Annotated in this window: 15 protein-coding genes and 7 pseudogenes; 9 read left to right on the forward strand and 13 right to left on the reverse strand. The window is 24.4% G+C overall.

Going from position 1 to position 22253, the window contains the following annotated elements; translation table 11 throughout:
• Positions 1–1106: 1106 nt before the first annotated feature.
• Positions 1107–1274, forward strand: coding sequence for a hypothetical protein (locus DB723_RS05370; RefSeq protein ID WP_188093275.1), 168 nt, complete (start codon positions 1107–1109; stop codon positions 1272–1274).
• 421 nt (positions 1275–1695) lie between these two features.
• Here the strand turns inward: DB723_RS05370 and DB723_RS04835 are convergent, their stop codons facing one another.
• Positions 1696–2865 carry a type I restriction endonuclease gene (locus tag DB723_RS04835; protein WP_151553093.1) on the reverse strand — a complete coding sequence of 390 codons (1170 nt, stop codon included), beginning with the start codon at positions 2863–2865 and terminating at the stop codon, positions 1696–1698.
• An 822-nt stretch (positions 2866–3687) separates the two neighbouring features.
• On the opposite strand from DB723_RS04835, the gene DB723_RS05800 reads away from it, so the two are divergent.
• The 4 genes from DB723_RS05800 (at position 3688) to bptA (ending at position 8752) form a co-directional block, all read left to right on the forward strand.
• Positions 3688–3765, forward strand: a complete 78-nt coding sequence (locus DB723_RS05800; protein ID WP_323368341.1) for a hypothetical protein — start codon at positions 3688–3690, stop codon at positions 3763–3765.
• A 627-nt stretch (positions 3766–4392) separates the two neighbouring features.
• Positions 4393–4608, forward strand: coding sequence for a P-loop NTPase family protein (locus tag DB723_RS05805; protein ID WP_323368340.1), 216 nt, complete (start codon positions 4393–4395; stop codon positions 4606–4608).
• 3001 nt (positions 4609–7609) lie between these two features.
• On the forward strand, positions 7610–8119 hold the full coding sequence (locus DB723_RS04855; RefSeq protein ID WP_151553094.1) for a hypothetical protein: 510 nt from the start codon (positions 7610–7612) through the stop codon (positions 8117–8119).
• Between the two features lie 12 nt (positions 8120–8131).
• Entirely contained in the window at positions 8132–8752 is a 621-nt protein-coding gene (bptA, locus tag DB723_RS04860; protein WP_151553095.1) for a virulence-associated protein BptA, read from the forward strand.
• Positions 8753–9012: 260 nt separating this feature from the next.
• Here the strand turns inward: bptA and DB723_RS05865 are convergent.
• Positions 9013–9138, reverse strand: a pseudogene (locus DB723_RS05865) (plasmid maintenance protein); the annotation flags it as partial.
• A gap of 720 nt (positions 9139–9858) precedes the next feature.
• On the opposite strand from DB723_RS05865, the gene DB723_RS04865 reads away from it, so the two are divergent.
• On the forward strand, positions 9859–10470 hold the full coding sequence (locus DB723_RS04865) for an isochorismatase family protein (protein ID WP_151553097.1): 612 nt from the start codon (positions 9859–9861) through the stop codon (positions 10468–10470).
• Between the two features lie 822 nt (positions 10471–11292).
• Here DB723_RS04865 and DB723_RS04875 read toward each other — a convergent pair.
• The 11 genes and pseudogenes from DB723_RS04875 to DB723_RS04915 all read right to left on the reverse strand — a co-directional run.
• Positions 11293–12120, reverse strand: a pseudogene (locus DB723_RS04875) (complement regulator-acquiring protein).
• Between the two features lie 215 nt (positions 12121–12335).
• Positions 12336–13169, reverse strand: a pseudogene (locus tag DB723_RS04880) (complement regulator-acquiring protein).
• 215 nt (positions 13170–13384) lie between these two features.
• Positions 13385–14218 (reverse strand): complement regulator-acquiring protein, encoded by an 834-nt coding sequence (locus tag DB723_RS04885; RefSeq protein WP_151553099.1) that lies wholly within the window; start codon positions 14216–14218, stop codon positions 13385–13387.
• Positions 14219–14433: 215 nt separating this feature from the next.
• On the reverse strand, positions 14434–15267 hold the full coding sequence (locus DB723_RS04890) for a complement regulator-acquiring protein (RefSeq protein WP_151553099.1): 834 nt from the start codon (positions 15265–15267) through the stop codon (positions 14434–14436).
• A gap of 215 nt (positions 15268–15482) precedes the next feature.
• Positions 15483–16316, reverse strand: coding sequence for a complement regulator-acquiring protein (locus tag DB723_RS04895; RefSeq protein ID WP_151553101.1), 834 nt, complete (start codon positions 16314–16316; stop codon positions 15483–15485).
• Positions 16317–16540: 224 nt separating this feature from the next.
• The gene (locus DB723_RS04900) at positions 16541–17374 is read right to left on the reverse strand and encodes a complement regulator-acquiring protein (RefSeq protein ID WP_151553103.1); all 834 of its coding nucleotides are present in this window, start codon (positions 17372–17374) and stop codon (positions 16541–16543) included.
• 224 nt (positions 17375–17598) lie between these two features.
• Positions 17599–18210, reverse strand: a pseudogene (locus DB723_RS05840) (complement regulator-acquiring protein); the annotation flags it as partial.
• Between the two features lie 1025 nt (positions 18211–19235).
• A pseudogene (locus tag DB723_RS05565) lies at positions 19236–19622 on the reverse strand (hypothetical protein).
• 66 nt (positions 19623–19688) lie between these two features.
• Entirely contained in the window at positions 19689–19982 is a 294-nt protein-coding gene (locus DB723_RS05570; protein WP_228459427.1) for a hypothetical protein, read from the reverse strand.
• Positions 19966–20130 carry a hypothetical protein gene (locus DB723_RS05575; protein WP_228459428.1) on the reverse strand — a complete coding sequence of 55 codons (165 nt, stop codon included), beginning with the start codon at positions 20128–20130 and terminating at the stop codon, positions 19966–19968. Before DB723_RS05575 ends, DB723_RS05570 begins: the two co-directional genes overlap by 17 nt.
• 729 nt (positions 20131–20859) lie before the next feature.
• A pseudogene (locus tag DB723_RS04915) lies at positions 20860–21260 on the reverse strand (plasmid maintenance protein); the annotation flags it as partial.
• Positions 21261–21338: 78 nt separating this feature from the next.
• On the opposite strand from DB723_RS04915, the pseudogene DB723_RS05580 reads away from it, so the two are divergent.
• From DB723_RS05580 to DB723_RS05590, 3 genes and pseudogenes are all read left to right on the forward strand, one after another.
• Positions 21339–21553, forward strand: a pseudogene (locus DB723_RS05580) (L-threonylcarbamoyladenylate synthase); the annotation flags it as partial.
• A gap of 28 nt (positions 21554–21581) precedes the next feature.
• Positions 21582–21755: a hypothetical protein gene (locus DB723_RS05585; protein WP_228459429.1), complete on the forward strand. Its 174-nt coding sequence runs from the start codon at positions 21582–21584 to the stop codon at positions 21753–21755.
• 34 nt (positions 21756–21789) lie between these two features.
• A complete protein-coding gene (locus tag DB723_RS05590) occupies positions 21790–22023 on the forward strand; it encodes a hypothetical protein (RefSeq protein WP_228459430.1) in 234 nt (77 codons plus the stop codon).
• Positions 22024–22253: the final 230 nt, after the last annotated feature.

The following is a 22253-nucleotide window of genomic DNA, read 5'->3' on the forward strand; positions in this document are numbered from 1 at the left end:
AAAAACTATATGTGGAGATAAAAATAACAAATTTAGAAAAAATAATGATCCACAAGAGAACATTCAATCAAAAATTAACTTCGTAAAAGATATGAGTATAAATATCAAAATTTCAATGAAATAGCTAGATAAATTAAAAATGTTATTGACAAACATAGTTTAGATCTTGATTTTGGTCAATTTCTAACATTTTATGTTTATAGGGGGACAAAAGATGTTCTATATTGTTAAAATTGTATTATAGAGTACAAATAGCGGGTATAGAGATTCATTTGATACGCTAATTCTCATTGAAAATTTGTAATAGAATAATGAATATTGTCTAAAAATTCAAATACATTGTCTCAATTAGGCGGATTGTCTATTATTTATTTTAGAAGTTACGCTTTAGTTTTATAACTTAACATAAAAAATGAAGTGGATATTGATGCAGCGCCTATTTACAATAATTATTAAAATGTTAATTTTATATCTAGCAAACAAGTTAGTGTTAATCAAACTTAAAAAAAGATATTAATAAGGAGAAAAAGATAGGTTTTATTGTTATAAGATTTTTAAAAATACACTATTTAGCATAAAAAATTAGGTAAATAAATCTACAATAAAAGACTATTCCAATAAAAATAATAGATTAGATGATCTAAATAATTTTGAAGTGTTTGTGTTGTTTAAGCAGTCTATTTATGGTAGCAGTCCATAGAAATCCTTTTTTGTGCTGAAAAAAGAATGAAAACAATTTGATTATATATTTAAATCATGATAAATGCTTATAGGTAGCCCTCTTCACAACAGGGGGTTGATATATCTTTATTAATATATAGAGGTAATAATGTAAAATTGTATTCTTTTAATTATAATTCTATTATTAAAGATATTGCGAGTTTATACGAATTAAAGAATGGCGTTTAGCAAAATTATAAATTCTAAAATATTATTTTTTTTATAAGAGAATTAAACAAATTAAATAATAATAGGCTAAAAAAGATGGAAGAAAAAAAGAATTAGAAGAAACTAAAGAGAAATTTGGAAATTTTAAAAAGCTAGGGACTCTATAACTGGACAAACTTATTGGGATATGATCAAAAATCAAGGAAAAATCGGATCAGATGCTTGGCAATGTAATAAATGGTTTTGGCTTTAAAAATATTACTAGTAGTAAGGAGACTATAAATATAACTAAAAAAATAATAGAAAACGCACTTAAAGAGATTATAAAAGAGCTTAAAAAGTTAGAAGAAGAGTTTAAAGATTTTAAACCTCTCATAGTAAAGTAAAGAAATATTTATTACAAATATAATTAATAAGAAAACAAGATTTCAAGATTTTTATTAGCCTTATTTTCTTATTAGTGTTAATATTGCTTAAATGTAAGTAATAAAAATGGGGAATATGATATTAAAAAATAAGTTTGGTATTATTGTTATTTATGGCAAGTTTTAGTTTAAATGTAATGGCCAGAACTCAGGCTAAGAAGTATATTTAAATAGTAAAACTTATTTTTGAAAAAAAGCTTGAAGAAATTAATATCATAAAAATGAAATTGATAAAACTTTGTTTAATTTAATAAAAGACAAAAGAGTTAAGTCTAGAACAGAGCTAATAAAATCATTTAAAGGATGAACTACTGTTTTATAATCAAAAATTATAAAACAGTAGTTCATCCAAAACATTCAGAATGTATAAACATTCTTTAATTTATTTTTTAATTTTTAAAAAAATATTGTTGTAACTTAGTTTAACAAGATTTTTGATTTCTTCAATTTGTGAATCCGATGTGCATAGAATCTGAATATTTCCGTTACCCAATTTGCCAATATTCGACATATTTCTGGTAAATCCTTCTTTTAAGGTTATTTGACTTAGAGCAACCTTAACTGTAATATTTATTTTATTTGCTCCAGGGTTAAAGACAAAATCTACAAAATACCTGTCCTGCACTTTAAATCCTGTGTAATGCTTTGTTTCAACTTTCTCAATTTCATTGGGATTTAAAGCAAAAATAAAACATTCTAATTTTTTGTATATTGTTTTCATATCGTAATTTAATTTTTCAAATTTTTTTAAATTTTCGGGCTTAATACTATTATTTTTTATGCCGGGCTCTACACCATCTCCCATGTTATTTTTTTTATTATTTAATAAAATATCGTTATTTTCATTAAGCATACTAAAAGCATTTTTTATAAAATTATTAAATATTTTATCTGCACATGTTTTTTTAAAACCAATTTTAGTTTTAAAAAATTCAAGAAAATCATCACTTGTGTTTTTTATTTCTTTCTTTAAATAAGCTAAAAGCTTATCTGTATATTTTTTTTCTAATGCAAAAGCCTTAGCCTCTTCGATATTTAAAAAGTTTCTAGAAAACTTTTTAAGATATTCAAAATCTTTAGATGTTAATTTTTCTAAATCAATAACCATAAAAGGCTCGTTATCTAATAAATTATCTTTATCTAAGTCAGTATAGAATCTATATTCTATGCCATCTGTTAATATACCGAATTCAACTCTCTTTTCTTGAGAGCGAATATTTTCAAAATAAGGTTTTAATTGCTTTAAATGACTTTCAAGCTTTTCCCTATTATTATGATATTTGGCCTCTATTAAAATAGTGGGTTCTTTATCTTTTCTAGTTGGATAAATAATATAATCGACTTTTTTTAGTCCATTAAGCTTAGGAATATCTGCCTTATCTTCAACTTTAACAATTGAAATATCAGTATGATCATAGCCCATCGCATCTAAAAATGGATCAATAAGATTTTGTCTTGTTTGTGCTTCGTTTTCAATAAAATCCTTAGCTTTTTGTATTTTTCTACTTACATCTTTTATTGATTTTATAAAATTTATATCTTTATCTAGCATATTTATATATTAACAACAAAATTAGAAAATAATTAATTAACAAATAAATTTTTAAAATATCACTCAATCTTTAAACCTTAAGTTGCAGAAACTACTTCTTTATTATTATCATTATCATATATACTTTCTATTTTAAGTGCCCTAGCACTTTATTAATAAAGAAGAGCGTAGCTTTAGGTTCATTAACTTAAGTAACTAAGTTTTTAATTTTAACTTTAAATGTTAGCGCGCTTTTATCAAATTATCTATTTTAACCTTTTAAATGTCGTCTTAATCCTTTTTTCTCTCCAATTCTTTAGTTTAAAACTTATTTTTTACCTTTTTTATATTAAAAAATTTTATTTTTTAGAAAATAATTTTCATATAATTTTATTAAAGATTGCTGATAGCCAAAAATGATACCAATAACTTTAAATATTAGAATATTTTAAATTTAATAAATAAAAAGTTAGCGATATACTCAATCTAAATGTGTAAGATGAATTTTTTAAAGAAAAAAATGAAAATAATTTTATTTTAGTTAATCTTTACTTATTGACCAAAGAAGATTTTAGAACTTATGAAAAATTACTTAAAATTTATTTTTATTTAGGCGTAGATGTTAAATATTAATAAATACATGGGTTTAAAATATTAGTATTTTTTAAACAAATATTTTTATTATACAATTAAACTATAAGTAAATTAAAAATAGAAATAATAAATAATCTTCTATTGGTTTAATAAGATTGTGGTAGAGTTTTAAAACGTTTAATAGAGCATTAATACTTTAGAGATAAAAAAACAGAAATATCTCAAAAGCGTGTTAATTTATATATTAAAATAAGTTATAATAAAGGGGGTAATGTAAAAGATAGGGGGTGTTTTAATAATAAAAATAACAAAGAGAGAATGAAATAAGAAAACAAATTAATAAACTTAAGCTAAAAAATATGTCCAAAAATTTAATTTTAGAGGCAACATTTTTTCTTTTATTATATTAATCTTAATTTTTTTAAAAAAAAAGAAACAACCATAAGTATTTTTAAATTTATAAGCAAAAAAACTACTATCTTTTAAAAAACAGATGTTATTTTCAAAAGTTATTACAAAACAAGAGAAAAGAGTTAATTTCAATACTAAAAAACACAAAAAAATTTAGTAAAAGAGGGTTACGACAAAGAAAAGTTAAAAATACAAATACAAGAGACATTCCAGAAATATAAAAATAACTCCCGATTTTATATTAGAAAGAAATAAATATAAAGATTTTGTTCAGATTATGGACAAAATAAAAATGATATTAAAAAAAATAAATATTAAAAATATAAATATAACACAAAAGCCAATGTATATATAAAATACTTTTAGAGCAATTGTATTATAGAACAAGCACAGCTAATTAAAGAAGTCTTGCTAGACTAATCAAAAAAGAAAGAATTAATACAAAAATATTTTCAAGCGTTTATTAATATGTTAAATAGATTATAAAAAAAAGTACACTAATTTTATTTTAAAGAAATTACTAGATGTAGGAATTATAAATAAATGGATAGAAAAAATACTAAAATATTGCTATTGGTTCAATTAAGAGACGGTGTTAGCAAAAACATAAGTGCTATTATGTTTTTAACACTTTTATCCAAAAAATATAAAGTCCTTTTAATTGATGCTGATCCACAAGCATCAATTAAAAGCTATTTCCCAAATCTCTTAGAGGAACAAGGAATAGATGTCTCAAAACATATACCTTTTTTATGCTGATAATATTCTATTTAAAGAAGAAATAAGATTAAAAGGCAATTTAAAATTATTAAAAAACAAATACGACTATATAATAATAGATCTAGCTCTAGTTTAGGAATTATTCCAACAAATATATTAATTATAGGCAATTACATAATAATACCCAATGACGGCTCAAAAATGATCAGTTGAAAGTTTACAATTATTGGAATTTGTTCTAGAAAGATTAAAATACCAATTTCCCAAATGTTAACCAATTTAAAAAATATCTATTAATATTTATTAGCGTTATAAGCAAATATTATAGCTTTTTAGGCCTTATCCATAAGTGCAAAGACTTAAACGAAGGAATAGCAGAGAACTATAATTTTGATTTAAATAAAGATTATATAAAAGAATATAAAATTGCACTTGAAAAATTTTTTCAGTTATTGGACAAGTTTTTAACTTTATAATAAATAAGAAGATAAAATTTATAAATATAAATATAAAGAATCATATTAATACTGGCAAAATCAAAATAAAATTGAAATTAATTTTGATGAAGATAAAATAGAAAGATTAATACTTGACCTCCAAAAAGAAATTCATAATAAAATAGAAACGATGAAGATATTGAAATATCTTAAAGATAAGGAATATTATAATTAGATGTCTATCAAAACTTTAAAATGTTCACTGGGAATTATAAAATCACCAAAGGCTAGTTTATAAATATTTAAGAATAGTAAATGCAATAGAAGAAGGACTTATTCAGTAAAAAGATATAATCGAAAACGGTATACAAAATTCTTTATTCCTTTTAAAGAATAAAGAAGGAATAAAGATTAAAAATCTAATAGAAACTTTATTAAGCCATTAAGATTCCAGCTTTAAAAAGAAAGTGCCTAAATGTAATGTATTATAAATTAAAAGCAAGATTTACTGGTTTTTTGTTAGAAAAATTACTTAAAGATAAAGAAGAATTGCTTACTAGATTATGAAATGGCATGGGGAATATAAAAAAATATAGTATAGATAATTTTTTGTATAGGATATTAAATTATATTTTTTTGGGGGAATATATTATTTATTAAGGCATGCAACAAAAATAGTGAATTTAAATATTTTTTTAAAAAATAAGATGTTTTACTTAGAAAATGTTAAAAAATACTTAGCAAAGTAAGGTAAATTTTGTAGAAGATAATTAACAAATAGAAATAATTATATCTATTATGTAAAGATAATATATTGATATTATTACTATAAATAACGTTTAATGTTAGTAGTGATATTAACTATAAGCATCCTTAACTTTGGTTTATATTTATTTTATAAAGCTTAAAATAAATAATTTTTGCTTTAAGAGTATTTAGGTTAGTTCTATGTGATTTCGGCTAATTTTAAACAATGTTACGCTGATATCAAATTTTATAATTATAGTTAAATTTGGTTGCCAAGAAAACAATTAAAAATTATATAATCAACACATCAAAAAATAACCAATTTGATTTAATTGTTTTTTCCACTATTTTTGATAACTTTAAAGAAGCTTTTTCATAAATTTTTTCTAATTTTCAGAATTCTTTGTTAAGTAGATTTATTTTAATTCCGAATTTTACTTTTTGATAATATCAATTAATGCTACCCTAGTACATAAATAATAACTCTTAGATCAAAAATTAGGTTTTCAGCAATACTTATCTAAATAATTAAAATATTTTTTCTTATAGGCCTTTAAATGCTTCCTGTGGATTGCTGATAAATTTAGAGAGTGAATATTACTAATGTCCCCTTTATAAAACCCCAAACTATAAACTTCTTTTAGCAATGAAAACTTTTTTATATATTACTTAAATAATTTATAAGCTTTAATTTACCAAATATAATGAACATATGTTTTTTATGGGGAATATCCCTCCTTAATTAATTGATTAAACTTTTGTAATACTCAACTTGACTTAAACGTTGCATATAATAGTTTTTTAGAGAAATTAAAAAAGGAAATATAACACAAGTATTTTCTAAATATAAAGCAAAAAAATAGACAAAATTTTAAAGCTAATAATCAAAAAATTCATTAAGAATAGAGTATGATTATACAAGGCTACAAAAAATAGCATTCTTAAAGTTGTGTCTACATAGGAGCATTAAAGCCACAAATTTATTAAAAATAATAAATATATTGATCATAAATTTTATATTTCAGTGGTAGTTGAGCGCTTAGGGATTAAAAATAACAATAGGACTAAAGATGATAAAAAAGGGGGGAGCAATTGTTATTGATATAAATATGATTTATTTTTTAGTAAGTAGTGAAAGAAGGAAAAACTAATTATCCTAAATATTTGCTAAAAAATGAAAACAAACTTAAGAAATATGAAAGAAAACTATCAAAAACAAAAAGGTTTTATTAATAGAGCCAAATTTATATAAGAGCTTGCAAACCATATAAAAAAATTTAAAGTCAAAAAAACTTTTTACACAAATTATTTCTTTAATTTGTGGCTAATTATAAAAACGGAGTAATAGAAAAACATCAATTAAAGTGATACAAAAAGTAATGCTTGAGAAGGGTATTAAATGATTGAAGGTTACATGAGTTTTTAAGACAATTGTTATATAAATCAGAACAGCATGAATTTTTTTTGTATAAAGTATAGATATTTCTAATCAACTAAACTATATAGCAATTGTAAATATTAAAGATACAGTCCTAAGATTAAGTAGTGCTGAGCAAGCTTGCAGCACTTTAAACGCTAAGAATATAAATGCAACTTTAAATCTTAAGGTTTCTTATTATTTAAAAGGTCAAAACTAAGGCGAGCAACTGTCTGAAGCAAAGCTTATGGATCACCCCCCTCCCCCATCCGTTAGCAGATGATTTTTCTTTATTTAAAAAAAATTAAAAGGCTCTTATGGGATTAAACAAGAATCTATTTCTATAATCTTTGATTTAGAAAAAGTAGTTCTCAAAAGAGAAATTAAAATTTTTATTCTCTATTTATTTATTTTTTAGAATAGTATAATAATAAAAGACATGAAAGCGTTATTATTATTAATTTTTTTTTTATTAATTCCCAAAAGGTTTATTTTTTCTAGTGAAGTATCAGAAGAAGTTGTTATTTTAAATGACAGCAATAGACATAATTTAAGTCTAATTCTTGAATTAAAAACCAAATTTGGAGCCTTTGCTTTAAGGCGTTATCATGAAGGATATGTAGATTTAGATTTTAATATACAAATTATAAATAGCACAGAGATTGTGTTTAAAAAGGTTTATATTAATGGGGTTTCTGTTATAGACCATCCAATCAATCCTAGATCTCGCTTTATTGACGGGGCCAACCATTTTCATTTTGATATGAGTTTCTTTTATGACGGTGAAAAAATGAATAAAATAAGAAAGTTGGCAGAAGCAAATGGAATTGATGTATACGTTGAATGTTTTGATGAGATAAATAATGAGAAAAAAAAATATTCTTTTAAAGCAAGTAGAAAAAATAGTGTACATTTTTATAGTGCATTTGATGCGATTTTTTATAAATAGGATAGATTATTAATGGGTAAAATATTATTTTTTGGGCTATTAGCAATTTGCATTTTTTTTATTTTCTTTTTTTATAAACAAAAAGAAAATAATGTTATTTATAATAAAATTGTTGAAAAGTTTGAAGATAATGTTTTGATCGATGAGACTTATACATATCCTTTGAAAAAGGATAATTTAAAAAAATTGGTTTTTATAAAATCGCAGCTTATAGTTCCTGAGCTTGAACATGAAAAGATGATGGGAGGAACGGGTTATTTGGTAGATGCTTATAGAGCGTTGAATACTGTTTATAAGTTTGATTTTAAAGTGCACGATAATAAAATTTTAGGTTTTAAAAGTGTAATTTTTGAAGGATTTGAAGATGCTGAAGTTTCAAAGCATGAAAATGATTTACCAAGTGAGAAATGGCAGCAATTAAAAGATTTTAACATTGGTGATCCGAATATAAATAAAAAATTTTTTCATTTAAAATTTCCTTTTTTGGTAAAAAATACCTTGCAAGTTACTCTTTCCAAGAGATTTTTTAATAAAATTAAAAAATTAGAACGATTAAAGATTGTTTTAATTTCTAATGAAGACAGGGAATATAAAATAGATATAGAGAATTTTTTACTAAAATATAATCTTTAATTTGAACTGAAAATTCTTATAAATAATGTATTTCTAATACTATGTTCAAAAGAATACTTTTTATCATGAAAAACAAATGATATCTGGGTTTGATGAGTACATTTTTTAAAAAATTTAAATATTAACTTAGATTTTTATCTACTCAAAGATAAGTTTATTTATTAAATAAAATCGAGTTGGAATTCAAAATGCATTGCAAAAAAATACAAGTTTTTACTAAAAAATTGATTACTTCTTCTAGATTATTTACTTCAAATGAAGTTGCTATTAAAACAATAAAGAATATCATATTGGTTGTATTTTTTATTGTTGTTGCTATATTCAAGTGTTGTAATTAGCTTGTGTTGATATTTACTTTGTATTTGTAGGAATTTATTAACCTTCACTTTTGCTTTCTCAACTTCGGATGGTTTTTATATATCCTTAAACAATAAAGTAATTTTGTAGATTATTAAAGCTTAGCGCCAAAAAATAAAAATTTTTATATTGTGAGATGTTGTAAACAGATTTTATTATAATTTAATTTTTGATGTTTTATTATTTTAATAAAATATATTGGAAGTGGGATAGTTCTACCAGGGGTTGCCATTTTTAGCATATTGAGATATATTTTTATAGTATATGGTAAATTAATTCTTTGTCATTCTTTTATTATATTTAAATAATTAGTTGTTATAAGTGGTATTGTGTGCTGTTTATTCCTAACAAGATTGACAACTATGCTTTTTATTTTCAATTTCAAGTTTAATAGAGTAGCTTGTTAATGTATAAATTCTTCTTACGCGAAATATGTCCCATACCAGTTCTACTAAGAAAGATAAAGGATATATAAGATATTTTTTAACCTATCAACACCATATAATATTGTGTTAGTATATTAATACTATTATTGTATTAAAGGAGAGTGTTTAATAAAATAAAACATAATTATTAGAATGCTTATTTTTTCTTTTAACATTTGTAATGTAGATTTAATATAAATAATAATCAACTTAAAAAACCAGAACCATATGGGCATTATGTTTTATTTGATAGCTTTAAGATAAAATTAATTACTTTATTTAAGCTCAAATAAATCATTGTTGGGAATTATGTTCTACTGTTAAATGTCTTCCAAGGAGGATTTTATTTTAAAAATAGCAGAAAATAGTGCACTTATTTTAATAGATATACAAAATGATTTTTTAGAATCGGGTACTTTGCCAGTAGCTAATAGCAACGAAATAATTCCTTTGATAAACCAACTTCAAAATTATTTCCAAAATATTATTGCTACCAAGGATTGGCATTGTAAAAATCATGTAAGCTTTTTGAACAGTGGGGGCATTTGGCCTGAGCACTGTGTCAAAAATACGTGGGGGGCAGAGTTCCCTAACAGTCTAAATACTCAACGAATAAAAAAAGTTTTTTTTAAAGGAACAAATAGATATTATGATAGTTATAGCGGATTTTATGATGATGACATTAAAAGAAAACAAACAGGTTTCCGCCTTTATCTGGAAAACAATTCAATCAATACATTATTTATAGTAGGATTAGCATTAGATTTTTGTGTAAAAGAAACAATAATTGATGCAATTAATTTGGGATTTCAAGTTTTTCTAATAATAGATGCTACGAGAAGTATAACAACTACTCCTGAATTAATAATTCAGGAGCTTAAAAAGCTTAATGTATTAAATTGTTTTTCTAAAGATATTTTCGATAGTAAGGACTAAAGAAAAAGCTGTCTTAAATTAAGGTCATATCCTAATAAATACCCTGATTTAGAAATCTAAGAAAACGAAAAAAAGTGTAAAAATATTATTTTATAAATCCAAAAAAAGCCTTGCTAGAATAGATTGTAATTAAAATTTATTCACTTGCTTTAAGGTAGATCAATATCAATCAAATATTAAAAGCATACTAAGCAATTATAATTTATTACTTTAATTGAAAACCTTAAAAGAAATGGACAAATTGCTGCTTATCATACAACTTTTTAGAAAGCCTCAAAACCTTGGAGCAGCTTTTTTTAGGCGAATAAGTATTACTTTGAAAAAGCATATCAAAATAATATCATTACTAAAAATTATTTTGGGTATTTAGGTTCTTAGCTTCTAAATTCATAACAAACCTTCTTAATTTCATTTAATATTGTATTTTCAGGATCACTATTAATAGTAAGGAGGGGTGGCGTTGTTGTCCAATGCTACATTATTGTTATTTCCTTCTTCTTTGAGTAGGAGATGGAGGATTTAATAACATGAAATAATGCTTAAAAGCACTAGCAAGTCTACTCTCTAGACTATAATGCCTTAGCATCCATACCCCCTATTTTCATCTTTACCTGCTACATTATACTATGCACGCTCTTTATATAATCACATTAATTTAATCAATTTTTCTACTGTTTTTGCAGAATTTATAAAAGCTTTTCTTATAAATTTTTTATAATCATCATAATTATTTTCATTATTTAGATTGTAGGAATAAAAAAAAGAGAAGAATTAACTTCTCTTTTTAAAATATCAAGTGAAACTTATTAATTTTTATTTAGATTAATCAGCTTGATTTAGTAGATTAAGAGCATGAGAGTATTTCTCCTTTATGTGGTTTGCTAGCGCTTCAACATCTGTTTTAATGTTACCAGAATTTTTATTGTAAGCTTCAATAGTTGCGTTTAAGGTTTTAACAAAGTTTTGTTTTATCTTTAAATCACGTTCTACGTGTTGTAGCAATTTTTCGGCTTTTTCTTTACTTAGAGTGCGCGTAATGCATCTTTTATTTTTTTTAAATGCATATCTTCTTGTTGAAGTTGAATATCCCTTGATGTTTCGAGAAATTTACCAGCTATTCTTCGGTTCTTAGGATTTTTATCAAGTTTTTCAAGAATTTCTTTTAATGCCAATATTTTTTCTGTATCGTAATTTAGGGATGGGTAAATTATTCTTTTTAATTTCATTTTTGTATTATGCATAAAAATATCATCTTTTTGAAGTTTAAAAGTTTCTAGGAAATCATATTGAGTATCATTAATTTTAGCTATTTGTGTATCTTCTTCCTTTTCTTGAGCTTCCACGTCTTTACCAATGTTTTCTAATTTTGAGATTGTGATTTCTTCTTGATGATTTTGATTTGAGGATTTTGAATTTTGAGATTCATTTTCAGGATTTTGGTTATTTTCTGCTGAATTTTCTGAATTGATGTGACTGTTTGTTTTTTTTAGATTTCTGAAATTGTTGCTTCGCTTTGTTTTTTTAGTTTTTTAGAAGTGGTAGGATTTTTTAGTTTATTTGGATTAACATTGCCAAAAGGTGCACATGATATGCAAATTAATATTGCTGTAATAACGTAAGCTTAATAATATTTAATTTAGGGTTTTTCAAAATGTTCTCCTTATAAATTTGAATCAATAAATATTAATTTTAATTCAAAATAATAATATTACAATTTAATATTGTTGTCAAATAATATTAAACTTATTTGATATTGAAAATTTAATTTCTATTGCATGTTTTTAGCGTGGATATGAATAAAAAAAGAGAAGAATTAACTTCTCTTTTTAAAATATCAAGTGAAACTTATTAATTTTTTGTTTAGATTAATCAGCTTGATTTAGTAGATTAAGAGCATGGGAGTATTTCTCCTTTATGTGGTTTGCTAGCGCTTCAACATCTGTTTTAATGTTACCAGAATTTTTATTGTAAGCTTCAATAGTTGCGTTTAAGGTTTTAACAAAGTTTTGTTTTATCTTTAAATCACGTTCTACGTGTTGTAGCAATTTTTCGGCTTTTTCTTTGCTTAGAGTGCGTAATTCATTTTGTATTTTTTTTAAATGCATATCTTCTTGTTGAAGTTGAATATCCCTTGATGTTTCGAGAAGTTTACGAGCTATTCTTCGGTTCTTAATAGTTTTATCAAGTTTTTCAAGAATTTCTTTTAATGCCAATATTTTTTCTGTATCGTAGTTTAGGGATGGGTAAATTATTCTTTTTAATTTCATTTTTGTATTATGCATAAAAATATCATCTTTTTGAAGTTTAAAAGTTTCTAGGAAATCATATTGAGTATCATTAATTTTAGCTATTTGTGTATCTTCTTCCTTTGCTTGAGCTTTCATGTCTTTACCAATGTTTTCTAATTTTTAGATTGTGGTTTCTTCTTGAGGATTTTGATTTGAGGATTTTGAATTTTGAGATTCATTTTCAAGATTTTGGTTATTTTCTGCTGAATTTTCTGAATTGATGTGATTGTTTGTTTTTTTTAGATTTCTAAAATTGTTGCTTCGCTTTGTTTTTTTTAGTTTTTTAGAAGTGGTAGGATTTTTTAGTTTGTTTGGATTAACATTGCCAAAAGGTGCACATGATATGCAAATTGAAGTTAATATTGCTGTAATAACATTAAGCTTAATAATATTTAATTTAAAGTTTTTCAAAATGTTCTCCTTATAAATTTGAATCAATAAATATTAATTTTAATTCAAAATAATAATATTACAATTTAATATTGTTGTCAAATAATATTAAACTTATTTGATATTGAAAATTTAATTTCTATTGCATGTTTTTAGCGTGGATATGAATAAAAAAAGAGAAGAATTAACTTCTCTTTTTAAAATATCAAGTGAAACTTATTAATTTTTTGTTTAGATTAATCAGCTTGATTTAGTAGATTAAGAGCATGGGAGTATTTCTCCTTTATGTGGTTTGCTAGCGCTTCAACATCTGTTTTAATGTTACCAGAATTTTTATTGTAAGCTTCAATAGTTGCGTTTAAGGTTTTAACAAAGTTTTGTTTTATCTTTAAATCACGTTCTACGTGTTGTAGCAATTTTTCGGCTTTTTCTTTGCTTAGAGTGCGTAATTCATTTTGTATTTTTTTTAAATGCATATCTTCTTGTTGAAGTTGAATATCCCTTGATGTTTCGAGAAATTTACCAGCTATTCTTCGGTTCTTAATAGTTTTATCAAGTTTTTCAAGAATTTCTTTTAATGCCAATATTTTTTCTGTATCGTAGTTTAGGGATGGGTAAATTATTCTTTTTAATTTCATTTTTGTATTATGCATAAAAATATCATCTTTTTGAAGTTTAAAAGTTTCTAGGAAATCATATTGAGTATCATTAATTTTAGCTATTTGTGTATCTTCTTCCTTTTCTTGAGCTTCCATGTCTTTACCAATGTTTTCTAATTTTGAGATTGTGGTTTCTTCTTGAGGATTTTGATTTGAGGATTTTGAATTTTGAGATTCATTTTCAAGATTTTGGTTATTTTCTGCTGAATTTTCTGAATTGATGTGATTGTTTGTTTTTTTTAGATTTCTAAAATTGTTGCTTCGCTTTGTTTTTTTTAGTTTTTTAGAAGTGGTAGGATTTTTTAGTTTGTTTGGATTAACATTGCCAAAAGGTGCACATGATATGCAAATTGAAGTTAATATTGCTGTAATAACATTAAGCTTAATAATATTTAATTTAAAGTTTTTCAAAATGTTCTCCTTATAAATTTGAATCAATAAATATTAATTTTAATTCAAAATAATAATATTACAATTTAATATTGTTGTCAAATAATATTAAACTTATTTGATATTGAAAATTTAATTTCTATTGCATGTTTTTAGCGTGGATATGAATAAAAAAAGAGAAGAATTAACTTCTCTTTTTAAAATATCAAGTGAAACTTATTAATTTTTTGTTTAGATTAATCAGCTTGATTTAGTAGATTAAGAGCATGGGAGTATTTCTCCTTTATGTGGTTTGCTAGCGCTTCAACATCTGTTTTAATGTTACCAGAATTTTTATTGTAAGCTTCAATAGTTGCGTTTAAGGTTTTAACAAAGTTTTGTTTTATCTTTAAATCACGTTCTACGTGTTGTAGCAATTTTTCGGCTTTTTCTTTGCTTAGAGTGCGTAATTCATTTTGTATTTTTTTTAAATGCATATCTTCTTGTTGAAGTTGAATATCCCTTGATGTTTCGAGAAATTTACCAGCTATTCTTCGGTTCTTAATAGTTTTATCAAGTTTTTCAAGAATTTCTTTTAATGCCAATATTTTTTCTGTATCGTAGTTTAGGGATGGGTAAATTATTCTTTTTAATTTCATTTTTGTATTATGCATAAAAATATCATCTTTTTGAAGTTTAAAAGTTTCTAGGAAATCATATTGAGTATCATTAATTTTAGCTATTTGTGTATCTTCTTCCTTTTCTTGAGCTTCCATGTCTTTACCAATGTTTTCTAATTTTGAGATTGTGGTTTCTTCTTGAGGATTTTGATTTGAGGATTTTGAATTTTGAGATTCATTTTCAAGATTTTGGTTATTTTCTGCTGAATTTTCTGAATTGATGTGATTGTTTGTTTTTTTTAGATTTCTAAAATTGTTGCTTCGCTTTGTTTTTTTTAGTTTTTTAGAAGTGGTAGGATTTTTTAGTTTGTTTGGATTAACATTGCCAAAAGGTGCACATGATATGCAAATTGAAGTTAATATTGCTGTAATAACATTAAGCTTAATAATATTTAATTTAAAGTTTTTCAAAATGTTCTCCTTATAAATTTGAATCAATAAATATTAATTTTAATTCAAAATAATAATATTACAATTTAATATTGTTGTCAAATAATATTAAACTTATTTGATATTGAAAATTTAATTTCTATTGCATGTTTTTAGCGTGGATATGAATAAAAAAAGAGAAGAATTAACTTCTCTTTTTAAAATATCAAGTGAAACTTATTAATTTTTTGTTTAGATTAATCAGCTTGATTTAGTAGATTAAGAGCATGGGAGTATTTCTCCTTTATGTGGTTTGCTAGCGCTTCAACATCTGTTTTAATGTTACCAGAATTTTTATTGTAAGCTTCAATAGTTGCGTTTAAGGTTTTAACAAAGTTTTGTTTTATCTTTAAATCACGTTCTACGTGTTGTAGCAATTTTTCGGCTTTTTCTTTGCTTAGAGTGCGTAATTCATTTTGTATTTTTTTTAAATGCATATCTTCTTGTTGAAGTTGAATATCCCTTGATGTTTCGAGAAATTTACCAGCTATTCTTCGGTTCTTAATAGTTTTATCAAGTTTTTCAAGAATTTCTTTTAATGCCAATATTTTTTCTGTATCGTAGTTTAGGGATGGGTAAATTATTCTTTTTAATTTCATTTTTGTATTATGCATAAAAATATCATCTTTTTGAAGTTTAAAAGTTTCTAGGAAATCATATTGAGTATCATTAATTTTAGCTATTTGTGTATCTTCTTCCTTTTCTTGAGCTTCCATGTCTTTACCAATGTTTTCTAATTTTGAGATTGTGGTTTCTTCTTGAGGATTTTGATTTGAGGATTTTGAATTTTGAGATTCATTTTCAAGATTTTGGTTATTTTCTGCTGAATTTTCTGAATTGATGTGATTGTTTGTTTTTTTTAGATTTCTAAAATTGTTGCTTCGCTTTGTTTTTTTTAGTTTTTTAGAAGTGGTAGGATTTTTTAGTTTGTTTGGATTAACATTGCCAAAAGGTGTACATGATATGCAAATTGAAGTTAATATTGCTGTAATAACATTAAGCTTAATAATATTTAATTTAAAGTTTTTCAAAATGTTCTCCTTATAAATTTGAATCAATAAATATTAATTTTAATTCAAAATAATAATATTACAATTTAATATTGTTGTCAAATAATATTAAACTTATTTGATATTAAAAATTTAATTTTTATTGTATGTTTTTAGCGTGGATTTAGATTGTATGAATAAAAAAAGAGAAGAATTAACTTCTCTTTTTAAAATATCAAGTGAAACTTATTAATTTTTTGTTTAGATTAATCAGCTTGATTTAGTAGATTAAGAGCATGTGAGTATTTCTCTTTTATATGGTTTGCTAGTGCTTCATCATCTGTTTTAATGTTACCAGAATTTTTATTGTAAGCCTCAATAGTTGCGTTTAAGGTTTTAACAAAGTTTTGTTTTATCTTTAAATCACGTTCTACGTGTTGTAGCAATTTTTCGGCTTTTTCTTTGCCTAGAGTGCGTAATTCATTTTGTATTTTTTTTAAATGCATATCTTCTTGTTTAAGTTGAATATCCCTTGATGTTTCGAGAAGTTTACGAGCTATTCCTTGGTTCTTAATAGTTTTATCAAGTTTTTCAAGAATTTCTTTTAATGCCAATATTTTTTTTGTATCGTAATTTAGGGATGAGTAAATTATTCTTTTTAATTTCATTTTTGTATTATGCATAAAAATATCATCGTTTTGAAGTTTGAAAGTCTCTAGAAAGTCATGTTGAGTATCATTAATTTTAGCCATTTGTATATCTTTTTCCTTTTCTTGAGCTTCCACGGCTTTGCCAATGTTTTCTAATTTTGAGATTGTGGTTTCTTCTTGAGGATTTTGGTTTGAAGATTTTGAATTTTGAGATTCATTTTTAAGATTTTGGTTATTTTCTGCTGAATTTTCTGAATTGGTGTGACTGTTTGTTTTTTTTAGATTTCTAAAATTGTTGCTTCGCTTTGTTTTTTTTAGTTTTTTAGAAGTGGTAGAATTTTTTAGTTTGTTTGGATTAACATTGCCAAAAGGTGCACATGATATGCAAATTGAAGTTAATATTGCTGTAATAACGTTAAGCTTAATAATATTTAATTTGGGGTTTTTCAAAATATTCTCCTTATAAATTTGAATTACTAAATTATTAATTTTAATTCAAATTTATAATATTATAATTTAATATTATTGTCAAATAATATTAAACTTATTTGATATTAAAAATTTAATTTCTATTGATGTTTTTAGTTTGGATTTAGATTGTATGAATAAAAAAAAGAGAAGAATTAACTTCTCTTTTTAAAATATCAAGTGAAACTTATTAATTTTTGTTTAGATTAATCAGCTTGATTTAGTAAATCAAGAGCATGAGAGTATTTCTCCTTTATGTGGTTTGCTAGCGCTTCAACATCTGTTTTAATGTTACCAGAATTTTTATTGTAAGCTTCAATAGTTGCGTTTAAGGTTTTAACAAAGTTTTGTTTTATCTTTAAATCACGTTCTACGTGTTGTAGCAATTTTTCGGCTTTTTCTTTACTTAGAGTGCGCGTAATGCATCTTTTATTTTTTTTAAATGCATATCTTCTTGTTGAAGTTGAATATCCCTTGATGTTTCGAGAAATTTACGAGCTATTCCTTGGTTCTTAATAGTTTTATCAAGTTTTTCAAGAATTTCTTTTAATGCCAATATTTTTTTTGTATCGTAATTTAGGGATGAGTAAATTATTCTTTTTAATTTCATTTTTGTATTATACAATAAAAATATCATCGTTTTGAAGTTTAAAAGTCTCTAGAAAATCATATTGAGTATCACCAATTTTAGCTATTTGTATATCTTTTTCCTTTTCTTGAGCTTCCACGGCTTTACCAATGTTTTCTAATTTTGAGATTGTAGTTTCTTGAGAATTTTGATTTGGAGACTTGGGATTTTGATATTCATTTTCAAGATTTTAGTGATATTCTATTTGATGTTATGCTGTATTTTTTCGGGCAGCGCTACTTGTTTGTTTTGGTATTGATCTTGCTAATAGGTGTACATGAGATGCAAATTAAAAATAATATAATTATATTATTTGATAATAAGAAAAGATTAAATTTCTATTGATTATGTTTAGAGTTATGTTTTTTAAATATTTTTAATTATTTAATACATACACCACTAATAATTAGTGTATGTGATCGCAACAGTCTTTTTGTAACTGTATTTCACAATTTTTTCTGGAAGTCGTATACTTTTCTCTAGGTTTAATTTATTTTCGTATCCAAGTCGCATCATTGGGCTCAATTTTTTGAATATCTGTATTTATTTTTGGTAAATATTTCTATATTTGATCATATTTTATTGATTAATTTTTCATTTTCATTTAATTCTTGTGTAAATTTTAATTATCTCTTCTTTTCCACTTTTTAAGAGCTGATTTTGTTGTAAGTTTGCAAGATTTTCTGTTTTTTATGCCAGTAATGAGGTTTGATTGTAAACCACTTGTTGCTTCTGCGCTGTGTTTGATTTAGAATAAAGAGAACATGACCCCAGTAAAGTTATTTTTTTGATTATGTGTTGTATATTTTTGTCTATTTTTTTACATTTGAATTTGAGAAATTCTTGAGGTAAAAGGTCTTATAAACGGATCTCTAACTCTTGCTGTTTGTTATTTAAATCAAGAATTCAGAAACTAACCTTGATAAGGAATGAATGATCTGTAAGGATTTTATTTTAATTTTGAGATAATAGATAATTTTATTTAATGGTCTATAATCTTATGTTCTGCATGTGAATTATTCCTTTTCTGAAAAAATTATATGCCAACTTCAAGGTTTTTGCGATAATAGGGCATTGTATAGATGGGGAATTTTGAATAATTTTAGGATTGTATTGCCCTGTAATCTAAAAAACCCAAGCAACAACGTTTGCAATTAGGTTTAATTGGGTATGTTACGCAACCTTTTAGTTAAAAACTCGATTCTCTTAAAGACATTAACCTTCTTTGATTGTGTTAAAATTATTTGAATCTTCAAGATAATTTTTGAGTTTTTCTAAGAATTCTTTTAGTTTTGTTAAGTCTTTTGAAATTTCACTAATTTTTACTGTGTTTTTGGTTTATTCAGCGTCAGACGTTTTTACTTTAATTTTTGTTCTTATAGAGTTTCTAGTTTTTTCTAATTCATCTAAGAAGTTGGTTTTACCTTCAATTTCAAGTGCTTTGCCCCATGTGTTGGATATAGAATGCCGTCCCTTGTTCTTGTTCGCTAACTGTCCTTCGGTAATGTGATCGAATGTAGGGTGTGTAATCTTGTCTTCAACTTCTTTCCCTGATATTTCTGTTCTTTCTTCAAAAGATGAATTTTTTTGTAATACTGCCAATTTGGCCGTACTTCGATATTAAAGTCTATTGTTTGTGGAATCGGTATTTCTGATTTTTCGATAATTTCAGGGGTTGGTTACTACTTCTTTGAAAATTTCAGGAATTGTTATTCTGGAAATGATCACTTCTTCAGTAATTTCAGAAATAATTTCCTCTTTTACTTCTGGGATAGAATTGTAGATGTTTCTATTTGAATAAGAAATCCCACTATCAGTTTTCACATTGAATTTTGCTTTTTCAATTTCTTGATGCTGTTGCACAACTTGTGAGAGTTTTTTATGCCCCTTCCTTTTGTTATTTGTAATTTTTAATCCATTTTGGTCTTCTTGATTAGAAGTTTTATTAGGTTTGTTCTGCATTTTTTGATAATTGTTGAAGAAGTTTGGCTAATATAGAATCGGTTTTTTCTTCCCCGCCTTTTTTTGCAAATGGATTAAGACCATCAAATTTACAATTGACTAAGCTTGAAAGTAAAAAAACGCACAAAAATATTTTTAGTAATTTCAATTTGTTCCTCCTAAATTAGATAAAAACAAATTGTATCGCAAATAAGGTAAAAACAGCATAAGCTTAAATTCACACCTAAGTATTGGGGTTTTTGGAAAAAATATTATATTTATTTAAATAAGTTGGACTACAAAAAAGTTGTTTATTAAATTTTTGTAAAGGCTAATTTTTCTCTAAAATTAGATTTGCAGTAGTTATTGTTTATAAACACTTTTTAAAAATCTTCTAAAATAAATTAGCTTAGTATATGTACCCTTGCTTAGGGAGCTATGCTAATGTTTTTTTGAATGTATAACTTTGGTGATTATTTCTTTTTCAATAGATATAAAATTTTCTATTTTTTGGCCGGATACAATGAGAATGATTTTTTTGAAGGATAATTTTTGATATACTGAAGTTTGGTCACAAAAAAATTACTACTATACTAATAGTTTTAGAATATCAATTTGGTTATTGATGGGCTGCAGCTAGCTCGTTGAATAAAGGTATTGAAGATGGCAAAGTCTAATAATTTCGATTGTGGTGCGAACCAAAATTTAAATATACAAGTCTAGTGGAAAATTCAAACACAGCATTTTGATTGTGTCTGATATTATTGCTAAAGCACTATAAGTGAACAAAATTCTTTCAAATAAGAAAATTACCTTGGTTAAGGAGTTTGTTAGAAAGAAAGTGGATACTTATAGTTGGGACGAAATGGGTCCCTATTTATTGGAGTTTGCATTTTTACTTTTTTTTTATTAGGTTAATTTCAATTCTTTTTATAATTTTTAGTATTTCGATTAATATGTCTTTTTCTATATTTAAATTTGAAATTGAAAAAGCTTTCTTAGATATAAAGTTGCATTTATTGAAATATTTTTTAATTTGATATTTTTCTATTTGAGTATTTTTTCTCTTTTTTATATTATTATTTATACACTTGCCCAAATCTATACTACCCATTTTAGTAGGCGTGTTGTTAAAATTGTTGTCAACTCTTTTTTGAAATCTTAAATTTTTTTTCCTATAAAGTATTGATTTATAATATGGTAACATTCTTTTTTGGGATAATTAAGTTTATAATAAAGTTCAGTTCCAAAATTTACCCCCATGTGGTTATAGTAGTTTTTTGTGACCTTCATTGTTTTAATTTGTAAAGATATTTTTACATAGTTCTTAATGTAGAGATAGGGATAGCTTGATCATTTCTTTTTCTTCTGCTGTATATAAAGGAGCGACATAAGCCAAGAATTCCTGTCTATTTATTTAAAAGAGGGGATAACATAAGAAAATATTTAAAAATAAATACAAGAGTACTTATCACAAAAGACACTTTAAAATCTTATATTTTTAGGTTTTTATGGGATAAAAAAATATTATAGCATTTAATACTTTTAAAGAATATGCACAAAATCTTTACAAAGAGCTCGTAAATTCTGAAAAAATATGATCAAGTTATTATTTTATATATGAAAAACATATTTGACTATTTAAGATTTAATGCTATTGAAATTTGTGTTTTAAAAGATATGAAAAGGGTTATTTATAAGTTTTATGAGTCGCCAGATATAGAAAATGATGTAGACTTTATATCTTTAGCGTCTTCACTTAAAAGTCAAAACATTTTTACTGAGTTTTTTTAGTTTGGACTCTAAAAAGTCTAAAGAATTAATTAACTTGTTTCTTAAAATTAAATTAAAGTTAGGTAATAATGTGTTTGAAAATAAGATTTTCATATTTTATTTATGTATTAGTGATGTAAGCTTTTTTAAGCTTTTATATTTATTAGATAGAAATAGTTTTGATGATTGTAATATAGATAATTTTGATGATTGGCCAATATTGATTTATCAAAAATTTCGAGAGATAAAGAAAAGTTTAGAATTAATATTATGCAGTGATAGTGAATAATTTGTAATTGTAAATTATTGTAGATTATTTTAATAATCTAATAAATATTTATGCATAATATTGAGTTTGGCGTTTTTTGTTTTATTACTATGGTTAGTAGCACGCTATTTATGACATAAAATAATGCATGTAATAGAAGCGCAATTTTTTTGAATGAATATTCATTCAAAAAAATTGCTAGGTAACTTTGTTTGTTCTAGATTTTATACTAAATAATAGTAAATAAATTT

The sequence above is a fragment of the Borrelia maritima genome (genome assembly GCF_008931845.1).
Lineage (GTDB): Bacteria > Spirochaetota > Spirochaetia > Borreliales > Borreliaceae > Borreliella > Borreliella maritima.